General features: G+C 51.6%; 18 protein-coding genes, 2 tRNA genes and 1 pseudogene. 3 read left to right on the top strand and 18 right to left on the bottom strand.

The features are described 5' to 3' along the window. The 3 genes from AC3DKE_RS07045 to AC3DKE_RS07035 all read right to left on the bottom strand — a co-directional run. Nucleotides 1-1,170: NAD(P)/FAD-dependent oxidoreductase (locus AC3DKE_RS07045; protein ID WP_487990281.1), on the bottom strand; the 1,170-nt coding region annotated here is incomplete at its 3' end. Nucleotides 1,171-1,181: 11 nt separating this feature from the next. Continuing rightward, nucleotides 1,182-2,564, bottom strand: a complete 1,383-nt coding sequence (locus tag AC3DKE_RS07040) for a cytochrome P450 (protein ID WP_487990280.1) — start codon at nt 2,562-2,564, stop codon at nt 1,182-1,184. A gap of 29 nt (nt 2,565-2,593) precedes the next feature. After that, nucleotides 2,594-2,914, bottom strand: a complete 321-nt coding sequence (locus AC3DKE_RS07035; protein WP_379072107.1) for a 2Fe-2S iron-sulfur cluster-binding protein — start codon at nt 2,912-2,914, stop codon at nt 2,594-2,596. Nucleotides 2,915-3,124: 210 nt separating this feature from the next. Here AC3DKE_RS07035 and cypR point away from each other — a divergent pair, with 210 nt between their 5' ends. Continuing rightward, nucleotides 3,125-4,138: a transcriptional regulator CypR gene (cypR, locus tag AC3DKE_RS07030; RefSeq protein ID WP_379069707.1), complete on the top strand. Its 1,014-nt coding sequence runs from the start codon at nt 3,125-3,127 to the stop codon at nt 4,136-4,138. 13 nt (nt 4,139-4,151) lie between these two features. Here cypR and AC3DKE_RS07025 read toward each other — a convergent pair whose 3' ends face one another. The 3 genes from AC3DKE_RS07025 to AC3DKE_RS07015 are packed head-to-tail and all read right to left on the bottom strand — an operon-like array spanning nt 4,152 to nt 7,396. Continuing rightward, nucleotides 4,152-5,048 carry an alpha/beta hydrolase gene (locus AC3DKE_RS07025; protein WP_487990278.1) on the bottom strand — a complete coding sequence of 299 codons (897 nt, stop codon included), beginning with the start codon at nt 5,046-5,048 and terminating at the stop codon, nt 4,152-4,154. Then, nucleotides 5,045-5,908 (bottom strand): SDR family oxidoreductase, encoded by an 864-nt coding sequence (locus AC3DKE_RS07020; protein ID WP_411730078.1) that lies wholly within the window; start codon nt 5,906-5,908, stop codon nt 5,045-5,047. The genes AC3DKE_RS07025 and AC3DKE_RS07020 overlap by 4 nt, the downstream gene beginning before the upstream one ends. Before the next feature lie 24 nt (nt 5,909-5,932). Further along, the gene (locus tag AC3DKE_RS07015) at nt 5,933-7,396 is read right to left on the bottom strand and encodes a flavin-containing monooxygenase (protein ID WP_487990276.1); all 1,464 of its coding nucleotides are present in this window, start codon (nt 7,394-7,396) and stop codon (nt 5,933-5,935) included. A gap of 118 nt (nt 7,397-7,514) precedes the next feature. Here AC3DKE_RS07015 and AC3DKE_RS07010 point away from each other — a divergent pair, with 118 nt between their 5' ends. Beyond that, nucleotides 7,515-8,147 carry a TetR/AcrR family transcriptional regulator gene (locus AC3DKE_RS07010; protein WP_484217253.1) on the top strand — a complete coding sequence of 211 codons (633 nt, stop codon included), beginning with the start codon at nt 7,515-7,517 and terminating at the stop codon, nt 8,145-8,147. Between the two features lie 63 nt (nt 8,148-8,210). Here the strand turns inward: AC3DKE_RS07010 and AC3DKE_RS07005 are convergent, their stop codons facing one another. The 9 genes from AC3DKE_RS07005 to AC3DKE_RS06965 form a co-directional block, all read right to left on the bottom strand. Beyond that, entirely contained in the window at nt 8,211-8,678 is a 468-nt protein-coding gene (locus AC3DKE_RS07005; RefSeq protein ID WP_379069722.1) for a DUF2846 domain-containing protein, read from the bottom strand. Between the two features lie 604 nt (nt 8,679-9,282). Further along, nucleotides 9,283-9,373, bottom strand: a tRNA-Ser gene (locus AC3DKE_RS07000). Between the two features lie 52 nt (nt 9,374-9,425). Next, nucleotides 9,426-9,668 (bottom strand): DUF6726 family protein, encoded by a 243-nt coding sequence (locus tag AC3DKE_RS06995; RefSeq protein ID WP_379069724.1) that lies wholly within the window; start codon nt 9,666-9,668, stop codon nt 9,426-9,428. Nucleotides 9,669-9,709: 41 nt separating this feature from the next. After that, nucleotides 9,710-10,423 carry a phosphoribosylaminoimidazolesuccinocarboxamide synthase gene (gene purC, locus AC3DKE_RS06990; RefSeq protein ID WP_411730076.1) on the bottom strand — a complete coding sequence of 238 codons (714 nt, stop codon included), beginning with the start codon at nt 10,421-10,423 and terminating at the stop codon, nt 9,710-9,712. 26 nt (nt 10,424-10,449) lie between these two features. After that, nucleotides 10,450-11,019 (bottom strand): NlpB/DapX family lipoprotein, encoded by a 570-nt coding sequence (gene bamC / locus AC3DKE_RS06985; protein WP_379069729.1) that lies wholly within the window; start codon nt 11,017-11,019, stop codon nt 10,450-10,452. Beyond that, nucleotides 11,016-11,894: a 4-hydroxy-tetrahydrodipicolinate synthase gene (gene dapA / locus AC3DKE_RS06980; RefSeq protein ID WP_379069732.1), complete on the bottom strand. Its 879-nt coding sequence runs from the start codon at nt 11,892-11,894 to the stop codon at nt 11,016-11,018. The genes bamC and dapA overlap by 4 nt, the downstream gene beginning before the upstream one ends. A gap of 135 nt (nt 11,895-12,029) precedes the next feature. Further along, nucleotides 12,030-12,105: transfer RNA gene (locus tag AC3DKE_RS06975), tRNA-Gly, on the bottom strand. A 72-nt stretch (nt 12,106-12,177) separates the two neighbouring features. Further along, nucleotides 12,178-12,585, bottom strand: a complete 408-nt coding sequence (locus AC3DKE_RS06970; protein ID WP_340676490.1) for a phasin family protein — start codon at nt 12,583-12,585, stop codon at nt 12,178-12,180. A 33-nt stretch (nt 12,586-12,618) separates the two neighbouring features. Beyond that, nucleotides 12,619-13,848, bottom strand: a complete 1,230-nt coding sequence (locus tag AC3DKE_RS06965) for a DUF445 domain-containing protein (protein ID WP_340676489.1) — start codon at nt 13,846-13,848, stop codon at nt 12,619-12,621. Nucleotides 13,849-13,959: 111 nt separating this feature from the next. Between AC3DKE_RS06965 and AC3DKE_RS06960 the strand changes: the two genes are divergently transcribed. Then, on the top strand, nt 13,960-14,748 hold the full coding sequence (locus tag AC3DKE_RS06960) for an SCP2 sterol-binding domain-containing protein (RefSeq protein WP_487990274.1): 789 nt from the start codon (nt 13,960-13,962) through the stop codon (nt 14,746-14,748). Between the two features lie 17 nt (nt 14,749-14,765). Here AC3DKE_RS06960 and AC3DKE_RS06955 read toward each other — a convergent pair whose 3' ends face one another. The 3 genes and pseudogenes from AC3DKE_RS06955 to AC3DKE_RS06945 all read right to left on the bottom strand — a co-directional run. Beyond that, nucleotides 14,766-15,068 (bottom strand): hypothetical protein, encoded by a 303-nt coding sequence (locus AC3DKE_RS06955; protein WP_487990273.1) that lies wholly within the window; start codon nt 15,066-15,068, stop codon nt 14,766-14,768. Between the two features lie 10 nt (nt 15,069-15,078). Then, a complete protein-coding gene (sixA, locus tag AC3DKE_RS06950) occupies nt 15,079-15,606 on the bottom strand; it encodes a phosphohistidine phosphatase SixA (RefSeq protein WP_484216849.1) in 528 nt (175 codons plus the stop codon). 2 nt (nt 15,607-15,608) lie between these two features. Beyond that, a pseudogene (locus AC3DKE_RS06945) lies at nt 15,609-15,797 on the bottom strand (NAD(P)H-dependent glycerol-3-phosphate dehydrogenase); the annotation flags it as partial.

Genomic DNA, 15,797 nt, shown 5'->3' with positions numbered 1-15,797 from the left:
GACATCCAGCGTAAGACCCTCGGCAATCACTCGCTTACTGAGCATGAACTCTTGTGGCCTATTCACGCAGTCGGCGGCAATCAACTTGCCTGCCTGAAAGTAAAACGCGGCGAAGCTTCGGCCAGTCTCTTTATCGCCGCGAATGACTAGCTGATCGTAGCCTAGGCTAAGGCCGGCAATTTGCAGCTTTAGATCATATTGATCAGACCAAAACCACGGCAGGTTTTTGTGCTCTTTGCTCAACCCACACATCGTTGCTGCGGCCACTTTGCCTTGCTCACCGGCATTGGGCACAGACTCAAGGCGCATGCGGCGCTGATAGATTCGATTGAAATGATTGGCGCAGTCGCCAGCAGCAACTATCGATGGATCATTGGTGCGGCAAAACTCATCGACAATAATGCCGTTTTCCACGGCAATGTCAGCCGCTTCCGCAAGCTCAACATTGGCGATAACACCAACGCCAATGACCACGATATCGGCAGGAAAAATAGCGCCGTTGCCGCACAGCACACCTTCCACTAGGCCATCGCCAAGCAAGCTCATAACCGATACACCGGTATGAATTTGCACACCTTCTTCGCTGTGCACGCGGGCGTAAAATGCCGACAACTCAGGCGCGGTTACACGCTGCAAAATGCGCTCAGCCATCTCCAGCACAACCACCTGTAGGCCTTGTTTACGCAGCGATGCCGCGGTCTCTAAACCAATATAGCCACCGCCAATAATCACGGCAGTTTTGGCCTGAGCCAGCTCGGCTTGAATGCCTTCGACATCGGCAATATTGCGCAGGTAATGCACACCTTTGAGCTCGCTACCGGGCAACTCAACTCGCCTCACGCGAGCACCCATGCACAGAGCCAACTTGTCATAGGCCAACTCTGCGCCATCACTCAAGGTGATGGTTTGGTGCTGCCTATCGATCGCCGTTACACGGCCTTGGCGAAACTTAATATCATTTTTTTCATAAAATGATATTGGACGAATCGCCAACTCGGCAGTGGTTTTATCGCCTGCCAAAAACGTCTTCGACAGCGGCGGCCGATGATAGGGCAGATGCGGCTCCTCCCCTATCAGCACGATATCGCCATCCCAGCCCTCTTGGCGCAGGCTAGTGACTACTTGCGCACCAGCATGACTGGCACCAATAATAAGGGCTGTTTTTTTCATGATGGCCTGCCTTATTTTTTCGCGGTCAGCGTGACCATCATCTTCGAGTAACCACGGACAAAGTTAGACTGCACGCGCTCGGGTTCAGATAGCATTTTGATATCGTCGAAGCGTGCCAACAACTCTTCCCAAAGGATGCGAATCTGCATTTCAGCCAAACGGTTGCCCATGCAGCGATGTATCCCAAAACCAAATGACAGATGACTACGTGCATTTTTTCTATCGATGATGAAGTCATCTGGGCGCTCGATCATGCGCTCATCGCGGTTGCCAGAGGCATACCACATGAGGACTTTATCGCCCTTCTTGATTAGCTGACCATTCAGCAAAACATCCTGTGTCGCGACGCGGCGCATATAAGCCAGCGGGGTTTGCCAACGAATAATTTCCGAAACCATATTGGGGATAAGGCTGTGGTCAGCTTTCAGCTTGGCAAACTCATCGGGGAAGCGATTCATGCCTAAAATGCCACCGGTCATGGAGTTTCGTGTGGTGTCGTTACCACCAACAATGAGCAGCGCGAGGTTGCCAATAAACTCCATCGGGCGACGCACCAAATCTTTAGTTGCTTCGTTGGATTGCAGCAGGCTGATCAAGTCGAAACCACCCTCGCCACCCGCAGCTTTTATGGCTGCCTTGGCATGCCAAAGCTCTGAAAACTGTTTGGCCATATCGGCAACACCAATAAAGGTCTCGTCCATATCTGCTGGACCGCCAGTTGTTTCAGGGCTGCCAGCGGCTAAGTCTGACCAATAGACTAATTTACGGCGACGCTCATAAGGGAAGTCAAATAAAGTTGCGAGCATGCGTGCAGTCAGTTCAACAGATACTTCCTCAACCCAATCAAAGGGCACACCAACCGGCAAGTTATCCAAAACATCCTGAGTACGGGTGCGAATTAAAGCTTCCATCTCCTTCAGGTTTTTCGGTGCCACTACGCCCTGAACGGCCTGCCGCTGCAAGTCATGCTTAGGCGGATCCATGGCAATAAACATTTCAACCTCTAGCCCCTCCGGTGCATCACCCAGCAAAATTACCGGCTCAGAAGAGAACAACTCATGGTTTTTATCGACGAATAAAATGTCTTCATAACGCATCACCGACCAAAATGGGCCAAATGCGCTTTTCTTCTGGAAATGCACAGGCGCTTCATCACGCAGGCGCTTGTAATAAGACTGCCAGCGATCTTGCTTGTATAAAAACGGGTTGCTTAGATCAATATCTTCGAGCGCTAGTGTCGACACATCGGGAATCGGCGTTTCCACAAAACCAGGGAAACCCTTCGCGTTGGTGACGCGCTTTTTGGCTTTCTGAAATAGGTGCATGCCCTTCACTTGTAAGTGAATTGGCACGAGGGCACTTGCTCTATCGATGACTGAGGTTATAAGCGTCATAGTTTTTTCCTAGCAATACGTAAGGTGATTTACATTTGATATTCAGGAAGATGCAGGACCATGCCGGCCATGGCATCGGACACCTGGATCTGACAGGAAAGGCGCGAGGTGACGGCCTTCTCTGGCGTCATATCGAGCATTTGCAACTCATCGGCGCTAGCGCTACCGGTTGCCCCAATCCATTTAGCATCCACGATGACGTGGCAAGTGCCGCAAGCGCAGGCGCCGCCGCAGTCGGCATCGATGCCGGGCACGCCATTGTCCATGGCTATCTGCATGAGCGACTTACCTGTCTCAAGTTCTACTTCATGCTGTGTTCCATCATGCTCAACAAACGTAATGCTACCCATGAGTTCATCTCCGATAATAATGACTGCACTTGGCGTGATGCCGCTGCTGCAGAAAATCCACGCGTACACTTAGAAATCTCAGATTAGGTGGATCTGCCGCAGTGCGTGAGGTCATTTCTTGACAACACAGGGTCATTTCAAGACAATTTGTGCCAAATAAGCGGCCTAGAGCTGCGCTTCATAAACATCCACACGAGCAAAGCACAAGACATGGATACGCCAAATATTCCATCCAACTATTCACGCTTAATTGGCCGCGAATTAGAGCTACAAGTGCGCGACCTGCCCAAATTGCTGAAGTTCACGCAGCTCAGCGGCGAGCAACTTATGCAGGAAGACACACTCCTAACCAGTCGCCAGCAAATTCAAATTCTCGAAAATGGCTTACAACTCTCGGAGCATGAAGCTTTTGGTTTACGCCTGGGCAAGCGCCTAACGCCATCAACTCATGGCGCCATGGGCTTTTTAGCGAGCAGTAGCCCCAATCTGCTCATGGCGCTAAAGGCGTTTCAAGCATTTTTGCCAACACGCATCAGCTTTGCTCGCCTCACGTTAGACAGCAGCGCATCTTGGCTAGAGTGTCATATCTACTTTGATGCCGAGCTCAGCCCTGAAGTGCATCGCGCACTATCGGAAACCTGCGCAGTGGTATTTTTCGAATGCGCAGAATTTATTATCGGGCGGCCATTAACAGAAGCACACCTCAGCTTTATGCATAAGCAGCCCGCCTACGTCGAACACTATGCGGACTATTTAGCCGGCAGCTATGAGTTTTCAGCGCCTCACTTGCGCGTAAAAATACCCATGGCGGCCTGTCATATTCCCAATGCATCAGCCAACCACGACAGCTATGCCCTGGCCATGCAGCAGTGCGAAAAAATGCTCGCGCAACTGAACTCGCAAAAGCACAGCTTCACTTACCAAGTGCAAAAAATGATGCTGTCACACCCATTAGGCACGCTCAGTGAAGAAGACGCCGCCGCCACTTTATTTATGAGTAAGCGCACGCTCGCTCGGCGACTAGAGCAAGAAGGTACGGCTTATCGGCAAGTACGAGATAGGATCTTGGCGCAGCAAGCCAGCAGCTATTTGCGTAACAGCGACATTTCAATCGATGCCATTGCCGCCCTACTGAACTACCACGACAACGCGAACTTTCGTCGCGCATTTAAGCGCTGGTTTCAGGTCTCGCCGAATGAGTATCGCCAGCAAGTGACGAAGTAGCATCTGAGAGATTTTAGTGCGACCGAATAAATGCAGCAATCTCATCCAGTGCTAGGTTGGCATCTTCAATGAATGCACTAAACATTTGGAAGTTATGCCACATGCCAGGATAAATGTGGCATTGCGCCTCAACCCCAGCCTCGCTCGCATATCGCGCGAGGCGCCGCGCATCATCCAGCAAAATTTCCTCGCTACCGGCTTGCACCAACATCGGAGGCAAGTTACGCAAACTACCAAATAATGGCGATACACGAGGGTCGCTAGCAGAAATATCGCCGCGATAGCTATCTCCGCCACGACGCAATGCATGCGCTGTCACCATGGGGTCGCGCCCTGCCATCTGGGTGACCGATGGCAAGCTCAAAGTAATATCAACATATGGCGAAATCATCAGTAGTGCGGCAGGCAACGCTTGTGAGCGATCGCGTAATGTCTGTGCCATCGATAAGATAATTGCGCAGCCACCAGAATCGCCACCAAAACTAATTTGGCTAGGAAGCCAACCCGCATCAAGCAAAGCTTGATAGCAGGCTAAGCCGTCGACCATGGCAGCCGGATAGGCATACTCAGGCGCGCGGCGATAGTTGACCATGACCACTTTAGACTGCGCACGAACGGCTATTTCACTTCCCAGCGCACGATGGGTATTCGCTGACCCTGCAAAAAAAGCACCGCCATGAAAATGCAGCAGCACGCGATCAGCCTGCAACGGTGTGATGTACTCCACCGACACTCCGGCTAATGTCGCGGCCTCGATTGATACATCTGGGTGCACGCGAAAGAGCGCCGCACCACCCTCCATTGCTGAACGCAACAGCGTGAGCGGTATCGGCAAGCGACTTGGCAGTTTAAAGCTGGCTCTTAATGCAGCCTTGACTAATGTTGATGCAACCGCTGCTGATACGTTCATCCAACCTTACTCACTTTGCTTTTTCGTTTAAGTAAATTGATACGCTGCTCATACCCCGCGTGCGCCTCATGATCGAGCTCATTAAGAATACGAGTATCGTCAATTAGACGCCGCCCACGCAGTTGTAGCCAACTCGGAATTAAGGTGTAGGCGCGATGAGCCACTTGTAAATAATCAGGCACAGCAACCATCAGGCGTGGCTTGATAAGTGACGCAACTACGGCATCTGCCACCTGCTCTGGTGTAACAGCAGGGATGATGCTCGCCGCCTTATCGGTACCCGCTGTAAGCTCAGTCAGTACTTTAGAAGGCATGATGCAGGTGAACTCAACGCCACTGTCGCGATACTCTCCTGCCACCGACTCAGTCATGCCCACTACCGCAAACTTGGTACCGCAATAAATCGCCGAGCCCGGTAAAGCAAAGCGACCCGCTAGTGACGCAATATTGACAATATGCCCACTCTGGCGCGCCAATAGCTTCGGCAAAGCCACTTGCATGCCATGAATCACACCACGAAAATTAATATCAATTTGCGCATCGGCTAAAGCGGGATCTTCATCCAAAAAATAGCCCATTGGCATGATGCCTGCGTTGTTAATAAGCCCATACAGCGAGCCCAGTGCCGCTTCCGTTTCAGCAATAAATTGCGCAAAAGACTCACGCTCACGCACATCCAAACGTCCAGCATGAGCCCCTATACGCTTAGCCTCGCGCTGCGCCAGCTCCAGATCAATATCGCCGATACTAACTCTAGCGCCCTGCGCTGTTAATGCCTCGGCGATAGCTAGCCCGATGCCGCGCGCGCCGCCCGTAATGGCGATGACTTTTCCAACTAAAGCATTACGAGGTGATGTCATGGTACTAGCTCCAAAAGTTCATTATTAAGCGCGGGTAACTCGATATTCATCTAAATTAAACTGACTCAGCTGGCGCTTCATCTCCAGCGTACTCCATGGCCATACCGTGCTATTACGGCCATTACGGTCAATAAAGTAGCTGGTGCAGCCACCGCGATTCCACACAGAATCTTCGAGAGCCGACTGCACTCGAGCATTGAAATCAGCAACGCGAAGCGGATCCGTTTCTATGCTACGAAGATTCAACTCTCGCGCCTTCTCAATAGCATCCACGACATAGGCCAGCTGCGCTTCGATAATCAGAAACGCCGATGAACTCACTGCGATATTGGGACCAAACATGAGAAAGGCGTTGGGACAGTCGGCCACCATTGTCCCCATATAGCCTTCGGGACTGCCTTGCCAAACATCTGACATTCGCTGGCCATAACGATTAAATACACGCTTGGCAATCGGTGGCTCAGCAATCTCAAAGCCAGTGCCTAAAATGATGACATCTGCTTCATAAGTGCTGCCATCGGCGGCAACTAGCGTATTACCTGTCACTTTAGCCAATGCACTACTGACCACATCCACATTGGGCTGAACCAATGCTGGATACCAGTCGTTCGACTGCAAAACACGCTTGCAGCCAATGGTGTATTGCGGAGTCAGGCGACTACGTAGCATCGGATCTTTGACTGCGCGATGTAAATTAAACTTCGCTAGACGCTGAAACTGCTTCATCGCGGCGATGTTTTGCATGCCGCCATTGAGCGTTTCAAATATGCCAAAAACGGCGCCACGGACAGCGAGCTGAGCCAACGGCAAGCGCTTAAATAAGCGCTGAACAATGCCTGGCAAAGCTTGGTCCATTTTCGGTAAAACCCAATGCGGCGTGCGCTGAAATACCATGAGCTTGCCAACAGTCGGCTGAATAGCTGGAACAAACTGAATGGCAGACGCGCCCGTGCCAATGACAGCAACTCGTTTATTGTTCAAATCGATATCGTGGCGCCAGCGCGATGAGTGAAACACATCACCGGAAAACTCACTTAAGCCCGGCACATTTGGCAGCACGGGTTCGTGCATAGGACCACCAGCCATGATGACAAAGCGCGCATGAAATTCGCCGTGATTTGTTTGTAAATGCCAGCATGCGTCCGTGTCTGACCATGCCGCCGTGATGACTTCGTGCTGAAACTTCACCATCGGTAACACGCGATAAGACTCTGCTACGCCTTGTAAATAAGCCTTAATTTCAGCTTGGCCCGCAAATACTCGGCTCCACGATGGGTTTGGTGCAAATGAAAACGAATACAACGCAGATGGCACATCGCAAGCACATCCCGGATACGTATTTTCACGCCAAACACCGCCTAGTTCATCGGCCTTTTCGAGCAGCAGCACATCATTTATGCCTGCTTCTCGCAGTTTTATAACGGCACCTATACCGGCAAAGCCGCCACCAACAACAATGACTTCGTGCATTTTTATGCTGACACTCATGCAACACCTATAGTTTGTGACTGACTAGCCATTATCGGAACACAATGTCACTTAATGAATAAATCGTCAATATAATCTGCTATCGTCAACTACCCCCTGCCTCAGCTAAGATTCCTCCATGACTGAAGACAAGCCCCTATCTCGAGCCGAACGCAATCGCCTGCAATTACGAGCAGATATTCTGCAGGCGGCATTTATTGAGTTTTCCGACCGTGGCTATCACCAAACGGCTATCGCTGATATTGCGCAGCGCTTAGGTATTGGGCATGGCACGTTTTATCGCTATTTCGACAATAAGCGCGATATTTTGGAGCATGTGATTAACGATACGGCGATGCAATTAATTGCCCTGCTCGCCGCTGAAAATGCGCCGAATGCAGTGCAAACACTCGCTGAGTATCGCGAGCAATGCCAGCGCATTGCCCAACGATTTAGCGAATTTGCATACGCTAATCCTAAAATGCTGCGCTTAGTTTTGCTTGAAGCCACATCGATTGATGCTGACATGACGCAACGCGTCTTTGCTTTAATTAACACAGGTGGCCAGCTCACCGCCAAATATTTAGCTAATGGCGTGAAGCATGGTTTTTTGCGATCGGACTTAGATACCACCAACACCGGCCACGCCATTGTCGGCATAATCATGGCCGGCATGTTTCGCCTGTTGGCCGACCCAGACAATACCAGTGTACTCACATCCTATGGCGAAGCCTGCGTCCGACTCATAACTGAAGGCATGGCTAAAACCTAATGGTGTAGTCTGGTGCCGCAGAAAGCCTTACTAAGCAGTGCGCTCTCTACGGCACCACACCCATTACCTAGTCGAACTACAGTGTCCCAATTTAGCCATTTTTAGCTTAGATACTTCTTTTTTGCCATCGGCAAAGTTGTATTGCTCAAGTCCAGCACCACCAACGAATACGCCTAACTTAATGTACTGCTTCACAAAGTACAGATTGCCCGCTTTTGTGTTAATCGTTAGGTCGTTGGGTGAAAACTCAGATTCAGTTGAAATTGTGTGCTTCATGTCCCCCTCTACTTCCTTGTAAAAGAAAACGCCTTTGGCCGACTCACCAATGCACTCTTTATCAATCCAAATATCCTTTTTAAGTCCGGCACCAGCGAGAGAGTTTTTGCGAAATATATAAACCCCTGAGAAACCCTCTGTTGGCTTCTTGAAGTCAACCATATTAGCGGTTGTTTCAGGTGATGCCATGGGTACAGATGCGCAGCCAGATAATAGCGATAAGGTTACAGCTGTCGCGAGTAGTGCTCTTTTCATCTTCCATCCTCACGTCCTGTGAATTCAATGGTTAGCCGCCGGACGTAAAAGCATCTAACCGAAAACATTCCTTTGTTCACGTGATCCGAACACCAGGCTAATTATTAGAACTAAGGCTTTCGTTTAGCTAATGCAATTACACCCTTAGTATAAATAACCGATTGCTAAGCCCGTATGACAGCTATCGCATGACATTACTAACATTACTCTTAGGCTGAGTTCTTGGTTAAAAGCCAAGAACACTTACGATCGAAAGCCCTCAAGGCACTTCAAAATATAAGTGTCTAGTGCGCCGGTTAAGTTCAAATGATGTATTGCCGCAATGAGAAAGGCCCACCCTTAAAGTCACTGCGAAGAAGGTGGTTGGCACATCCATGCCAATAGACTGGCGAAAGTGGTGTGCGGCCGCATTCCCTGCGAAAGCTACAGCTAGCTTTTACCAAACAGCCTTTAATTTTGGCAAGCAAAATTTCTTGCAGGCTTAAAGTGAATGCCTGTTTGCTTAAGTTTCTGACAAGCCGCCGTGTGATGAGAAAAGCGAAAAGGAAAGCTAATCCCAGAAACGCTAAAACCCGCTGTTTAGGCGGGTTTTAGGTAACTCATTTGGAGGAGAAGGAGGGATTTGAACCCTCGATACGGGCGAACCGTATGCCAGATTTCGAGTCTGGTGCATTCAACCACTCTGCCACTTCTCCGAAGGACGCGAAATGTAGCGGAAGCGACCGGAAAACTCAAGCCCAAAGGCGTTTAAATGGGTACTTTATCGACAGCATCTGCAGCTGTATCAATACCTGCGTCAGCCGCTTCTAGCGCCTCATCAACACTATCGCCCACGACCGGCACAACAGACACTACGGCGCCGACCACCGAAAGCAGTGAGCCACCTACACGCATTGGCATGGTGACCAGCTTGGTGAGGAAGCAGCCGCTGAGGCTGCTCACTAATACGGCCAATACAACTAATCGAACAGGGGTTTTTATTTGCGTCATCACTCACCTCTTATTGTCTGCGAGTCAGACGCGGACTCGCATTATTCGATAATCACGCCCAAACGCGCGGCCACTTCTTCGTAAGCCTCGATCACACCACCTAAGCCTTGGCGGAAGCGATCTTTGTCGAGCTTCTTCTTCGTGTCCTTATCCCACAAGCGGCAACCGTCTGGCGAGAACTCATCGCCCAAAACGATTTCACCATGAAATAGACCAAACTCGAGCTTAAAATCGACGAGTAGCATGCCTGCGGCGTCAAAAAGCTCTGATAGCACGGTGTTGATTTTCAAGGTCAGGGTTTGCATTGCGGCAAGCTGATCGGCTGTAGCCCAGCCAAAAGTAGCGCAATGCGAGACATTCACCATGGGGTCGCCAAGTGCGTCATTCTTCAAAAATAGCTCGAAGGTTGGCGGGTTTAAAGCCTGCCCTTCTGTCACGCCTAAGCGACGAACTAGGCTGCCAGCGGCAAAGTTACGCACCACGCATTCAACAGGAATCATCTCTAAGCGCTTCACCAAAGACTCGGTTGGCGACAGCAATTTTTCATGATGAGTGGCAATGCCAGCTGCGGCTAGCTTATCCATGATGAAAGCATTGAAGCGATTGTTCACCATGCCCTTGCGGTCGAGCTGCTCAATACGCTTGCCATCGAAAGCAGAAGTATCGTTGCGATATAAAATCACCACGTGATCAGCGTCGTCGGTGGCATAAACTGATTTAGCTTTGCCGGTGTATAACAAATCGCGTTTTTCCATGAGGCTCTCCGCCGCTACAGCTAAAATTAAGGCCAACGAACTTGCAAGGTGCCGAGCAGATTACGCGACAAGGCAACCGGTGCCAGAGTCTCGTCATCGCGTTGCACACTAATCACATAGGCTTCAGTGGCACGAATCATACGCAGCTGATAATCCTGATCACTAATGGTGACGTAGACGATGCCCAGCGACTGATTACGATCTTTGATTTTCACATCGATGGCTTTCAAAGTGCGGCCAAGCTCATCCCAAACGCGTTCGCGCGGGCCAACCACACGTAGCTCAGGCACGCCGTTGCCATCGGTGCCGAACTTTACTGGCGTACGGCCGGGAGCATCTGGCAATGCAGCAAGTTCAACGTTTACGCGAGCTTTCATTTCAGGGGGAAATGGTGCTTCAGCAGGCGCTTTAATCGGCTCCGCCGCAACACGAGGAATAGGATATAACGGCGTGATTGGGCGCGTAGATACATCGCCAGGAATAACTAATGGCGGCGACGACTTAGCATCGACATAGGCCAAGCTGCGGTCACGAAAAAAGCTGCTGCACGCGGGCAAAACCGACACTGCTAGCAACACACACACAAAACGTTTCATGACAGCACTCCAGATGCCACTAAAGCGGCGCGCACAGCAGGTCTAGCCGCTGGCGATAACACAGTGAGTGGCAGGCGCGTACCCAGTTCGATACGACCCATTTCAGCTAGAGCCCATTTCACAGGGATAGGGTTTGCTTCGACAAACAGCGCCGTATGCAGTGGTTTGATTTTATCGTTCTCGGCATGGGCACGAGCAGCATCACCAATCAATGCAGCCTCACAAGCTTGAGCCATAACTTTCGGCGCAACATTGGCCGTTACAGAAATATTGCCTTTAGCGCCCGCTAAAATTAGATCAATAGCCGTGGCGTCATCGCCTGAGTATACCGCCATGCCCGCGCCCAATAAGCCAATCAGCTCACGCCCGCGCTCGAGATTACCCGTGGCATCTTTAATGCCAACAATATTACGCACGCCGAGCAAGCGCGCCACAGTGGCATTGAGCATATCAACGCCAGTACGGCCCGGCACATTATAAAGAATCTGAGGAATATCAACTGCTTCCGCCACTGCTTTGTAATGCAGATACAGACCTTCTTGAGTAGGCTTGTTGTAATACGGCGTCGCTAGCAAGGCAGCATCTGCACCAAGTTTTGCAGCTTCGCGCGTCAGCACAATGGCCTCAGCCGTGGCGTTAGCGCCGGTTCCGGCAATAACAGAGACCCGACCAGCCGCGACTTCAATGACCGTGCGGATAACGCTCAAATGATCCTCAACCGACAACGTTGGAGCTTCACCGGTCGTACCAACAGCAACGATACCGTGCGTACCTTCGGCGATATGCCATTCGACTAAGTGTTTGAGCGCAGTCCAATCTACCGAACCATCGATTTTCATGGGGGTGACTAAAGCTACTAAGCTACCAACGATCATGCGGCTCTCCACTGGGGCACGGACGGTATAAATAAGGCGCCAATGGTAACGGCCAGAGGGGTCTGCTCACAAGTGAAAAACTAGCCCCTGAAACGACAAAACCCCTAAGCCGCGAAGCATAGGGGTTCTGAAATTTGGAGCGGGTAACGAGGCTCGAACTCGTGACCTCGACCTTGGCAAGGTCGCGCTCTACCAGCTGAGCTACACCCGCGCGAGACATGCTGTCTCTGTGTGGTGGCGAATTCTAAAGAGGCCGCCACTAGCTGTCAACACTGTCTGAGCGCTATTTTTTCTTCGACAACTGCACAGCGAGCTGCTCGATGACGCGCGTCAAATCATCCATGCGTTGAGTTAGCGTTTCGATGTCTTTTTGGTTGGGAATGCCCAAGCGCGACAAGGTGCTACTTAGGCGCTCGTCGATCACACGCTCAACTTTCTCGCGCGTGTCGCTGGCCTTCTCAATGACTTTATCTTTGATCTCTTCAGCGGCGTTGTCGGCCAAGTCGCGGGTTTTGTGCTCCAACTCTTCGCCGATCTGCACGAGGTTGTCAAAAAGCTTACCGCCCTCTTCTTCTGCGCGTGAAAACGCACCTAAGCCCGCCAGCCAAATTTGCTGGGTGTATTTACGTAAGTCTTTTGCAGGGGATAATTTCAGTCGACCGCGCGCGGCCTGTTTTGCATCATTAGTCATAAATACCTCAATTCAGGCCATAGTGTGCGGCTTTTATAGACCAACCATCAAGAGCCATTGCAGCATTCCTGCTACACCACCGAGTAAGGCGCCAAGGCCGATCAAGACCCATTCATCTTCTTTAAAGGCTGGACGCAGCAAGTCTTGGAAGGCGCTATTGCTCATGGCCTTTAAGCGCCCGCTAAACACGCGATCGATCACTTGCGAGCGCTCATCAGAAAAGCTCGCCTCGGTAATCGAGTCTAGCGACATCGCCACTGCGCGGTCAGTCACCGTGTTTTTCAGATCAATATAAGCCTCGGCACCCATGGCCAGCTGCAAGGCCGCACGAATCACCGATGAGTCTAGCAAGGGCCGCAAATGCCGCTTCACAATGGCGCGCGTCTTGCCAGCTTGCGGACCGGTGAGCACTTCGACCATGAGATTGCGTAAATTAATAATTTCCGCCGTGGTCAGCGCCGAGAGTTTATCGGCAACTTCGGATTTACGGCGCATAAATAGGCCATGCAAATGCAGCGGCCCCCAGCTAATCGGCTCAACTGGGCGAAAAATCAGGTTTAGCGCCAGCCAGTTGGTTAGGTAGCCGACCACAAAGCCAAACAAGGGCAACAGCCATGGTTCGGGATAATAAAGGTAAATACCTAGCTCAAGCAGACCGAAAAGAAAGCCAAAGTAGGCGCCCGAGCGCACCACGAAGCGCAGCTCATTGGCGCCCACTTCGGTGAATACTCGCACCACTAGGGCTTTATTGGCACGCATCATGCGCACGACCATGTCGCGCAAGTCGACTAATTGCTCGATGTTCGCCGCCATGTCTTCGACAATATTGTCCATGACCTCGGGTAGTTGACGCCGTGTGCGCGCATAAACGCGACGGCGCACCATCAGTGGCACACGCTCCCAGAGCACGGCGTGGTTTTCGCGCATCACTTCATCGATATAATCTTCGATGCGCTCATCAATACTCTTAGCGATGTGCTCAGCTATTTTCTCCGGCTCCATGGCCTGAAATAGCTCAGATAAATCCGCCAATTTAGCCAAGGCGTTATCGACGACGATACCCGCCATCTTGCCGGACTTTGCTGGCACAATACCCTGCCAACCGAGGCGTAATGGGCGAAAGCCAACAAACTCGATGGGCTTGAAGGTCATCGCTAACGCTAGCCAGTTCGTCAACCAACCAACCAGCGCCGCCACCACGGGAATGGCTAGGTAGGTATAGGCTTGTGGCTGTTCGAGCCATGCGGTGAGCCAGTCGTTCATCTATTTCCTGTGAAAATGGGAAGCATTAGACCGAAAAATCGCGCAGAATTGGTCGGATAATCGCGCAGTATACACAGACGCCGGAGCACACGGCGGCGCCCGAGGCTGGCAATGACTGATAATAACAATTCCTTCGACCATGCTAGCGACAATGACAGCACAGAGCGCGATTTAGCGCCTAGCCTAATGGCCGAGCTCGGCTTAGGCGTGGTTGAAAGCCTGCTAAACGCCTGCATCGAACACGATGAGCTAACCCGCGCCCAGGTATTGTCACGCGAGGGCTTGGTCGTGCGCGTTAAATCCAACGACCCCGCGCTAACCGCCTATTTACTCTTCACCGCCCATGGCATCGAAATCAGCAGCCGTAGCCCCGGTCGCGCCAGTGTCCGCATCAATGGCTCATTACTCTCGCTACTTGGTGTGCTCACCGGTCAACAACGCCTCGATAACCCTGGGCGTATCCGCCTTTGGGGCGATAGCGAAGCGGTTAATTGGCTGGTCGATCTTTTGCAAGAGACCAATGTGCGCAGCGTATTTGCGCGCTGGCTGCGTGAGCACTTAAACGTTACCGAGTTGTGGCAGAAAATTCGTCGCCATGACCCAAGCTGGCTTAGCGATCTCATGCCGATGCCGGGCATGTTACGCGAAGCGCTAAGCGAGATTCAGGGCCTAAAAACCGCATTAGCTGAGCAAGAAAAGGCCTGGGCCGAACGCGAAGCCGCGTGGGCTAAGCAAAAACGCTGGGATATGTTGAGCATGGCTTTTGTGCTGCTGGCGCTACTCGCCACTTTGCTGCCCGGCGAAGACCTCAGCACAAGGCTTGGCGGCCTAGGTCAGGCAGAGTTAATGGCAATTGCCTTGGCGGTGGCGTTAGTCGCGAGTCGGACTTGGCGCAAATAGCGCGCCTTTAATGCGCTTTATTCGCTAGGCACCTTGCGGCGCTTCAACCACGACTTCATGCTTTCGTTAATCAGCTCACCACCAGAGCGCGCAGCCTTCCATGTGGTTTCGCGTAAGTCTTCATCTTGCCGAGTTTCAGCCAAGCTCTCGATCATCGCGCGCTTAACGCGAATCTCCACCGTGCGTGCCAATGACTCATGCAAGGCATCAATTTCACGCGACCACGTAGCCTGCCCCTGATTCATCAACCACCAGCGCGCAACCCATAGCGTCAGTGCGCTAGAGAGTGCCGCCGCAAATAACATCGCTAAAAATATCATTGCCCTAGCCTCACTTATCGCTGGTAAAGCGTGTCATAAAGCTGCGTAAATCGCCCGAAGCTTCAGCTATTTCAGGGCGGTAGCAGCCATCCACTTGGCCTAGGCCTGGCGCAATAATATCCAGCGCAAGCACACGCACTTCCGCTAAATCGTATGCATCACCGGTGGTCAGTGTGCCTTCAGCAATCCAGGCATATAAGCTGGCAATTAATGGCATGTGACTGACCACGATAAAGTCTTCAACACCTTCGCCTGCTAGCAGCGACAGCGCAGTTTCAGCGCGCAATGGATCACCATCTGGCGTTAGTTCTGGCACTTGTAAGGCTGGCTCCAAACCCAATGCCTGACTCACCACCGACGCCGTTTGCTGTGCGCGCAATAAAGGGCTGGTTGCAATGCGCACCTGACCACTAACTTGGCTACACAACCAATCCGCGACATTTTGTGCCTGTGCCCAACCGCGCTCGGTTAAAGGTCGCAGCTCATCGCGCTCAGCCTCGAAAGCGGCGTCGGCATGGCGTAGTAAATATAGGCGCATGCTTAATGCTCGCCGGGCTTAGGCAGGACAAATTCAACATCGCTGCTTTGGCTCGCCAGCATCATCGCTAACACCACGTCGTAGAGGCTTTTGCCGTTGTAAATGATTTCGTAGAGACCACTAACTATCGGCATGCGAATCTCCATCTCATCGGCCTTGTGCTTGACCATATGGATGGTGTTGATGCCCTC

The organism is Paraperlucidibaca sp. (genome assembly GCF_982810325.1).
This window is presented reverse-complemented; position numbering and strand designations above follow the sequence as displayed.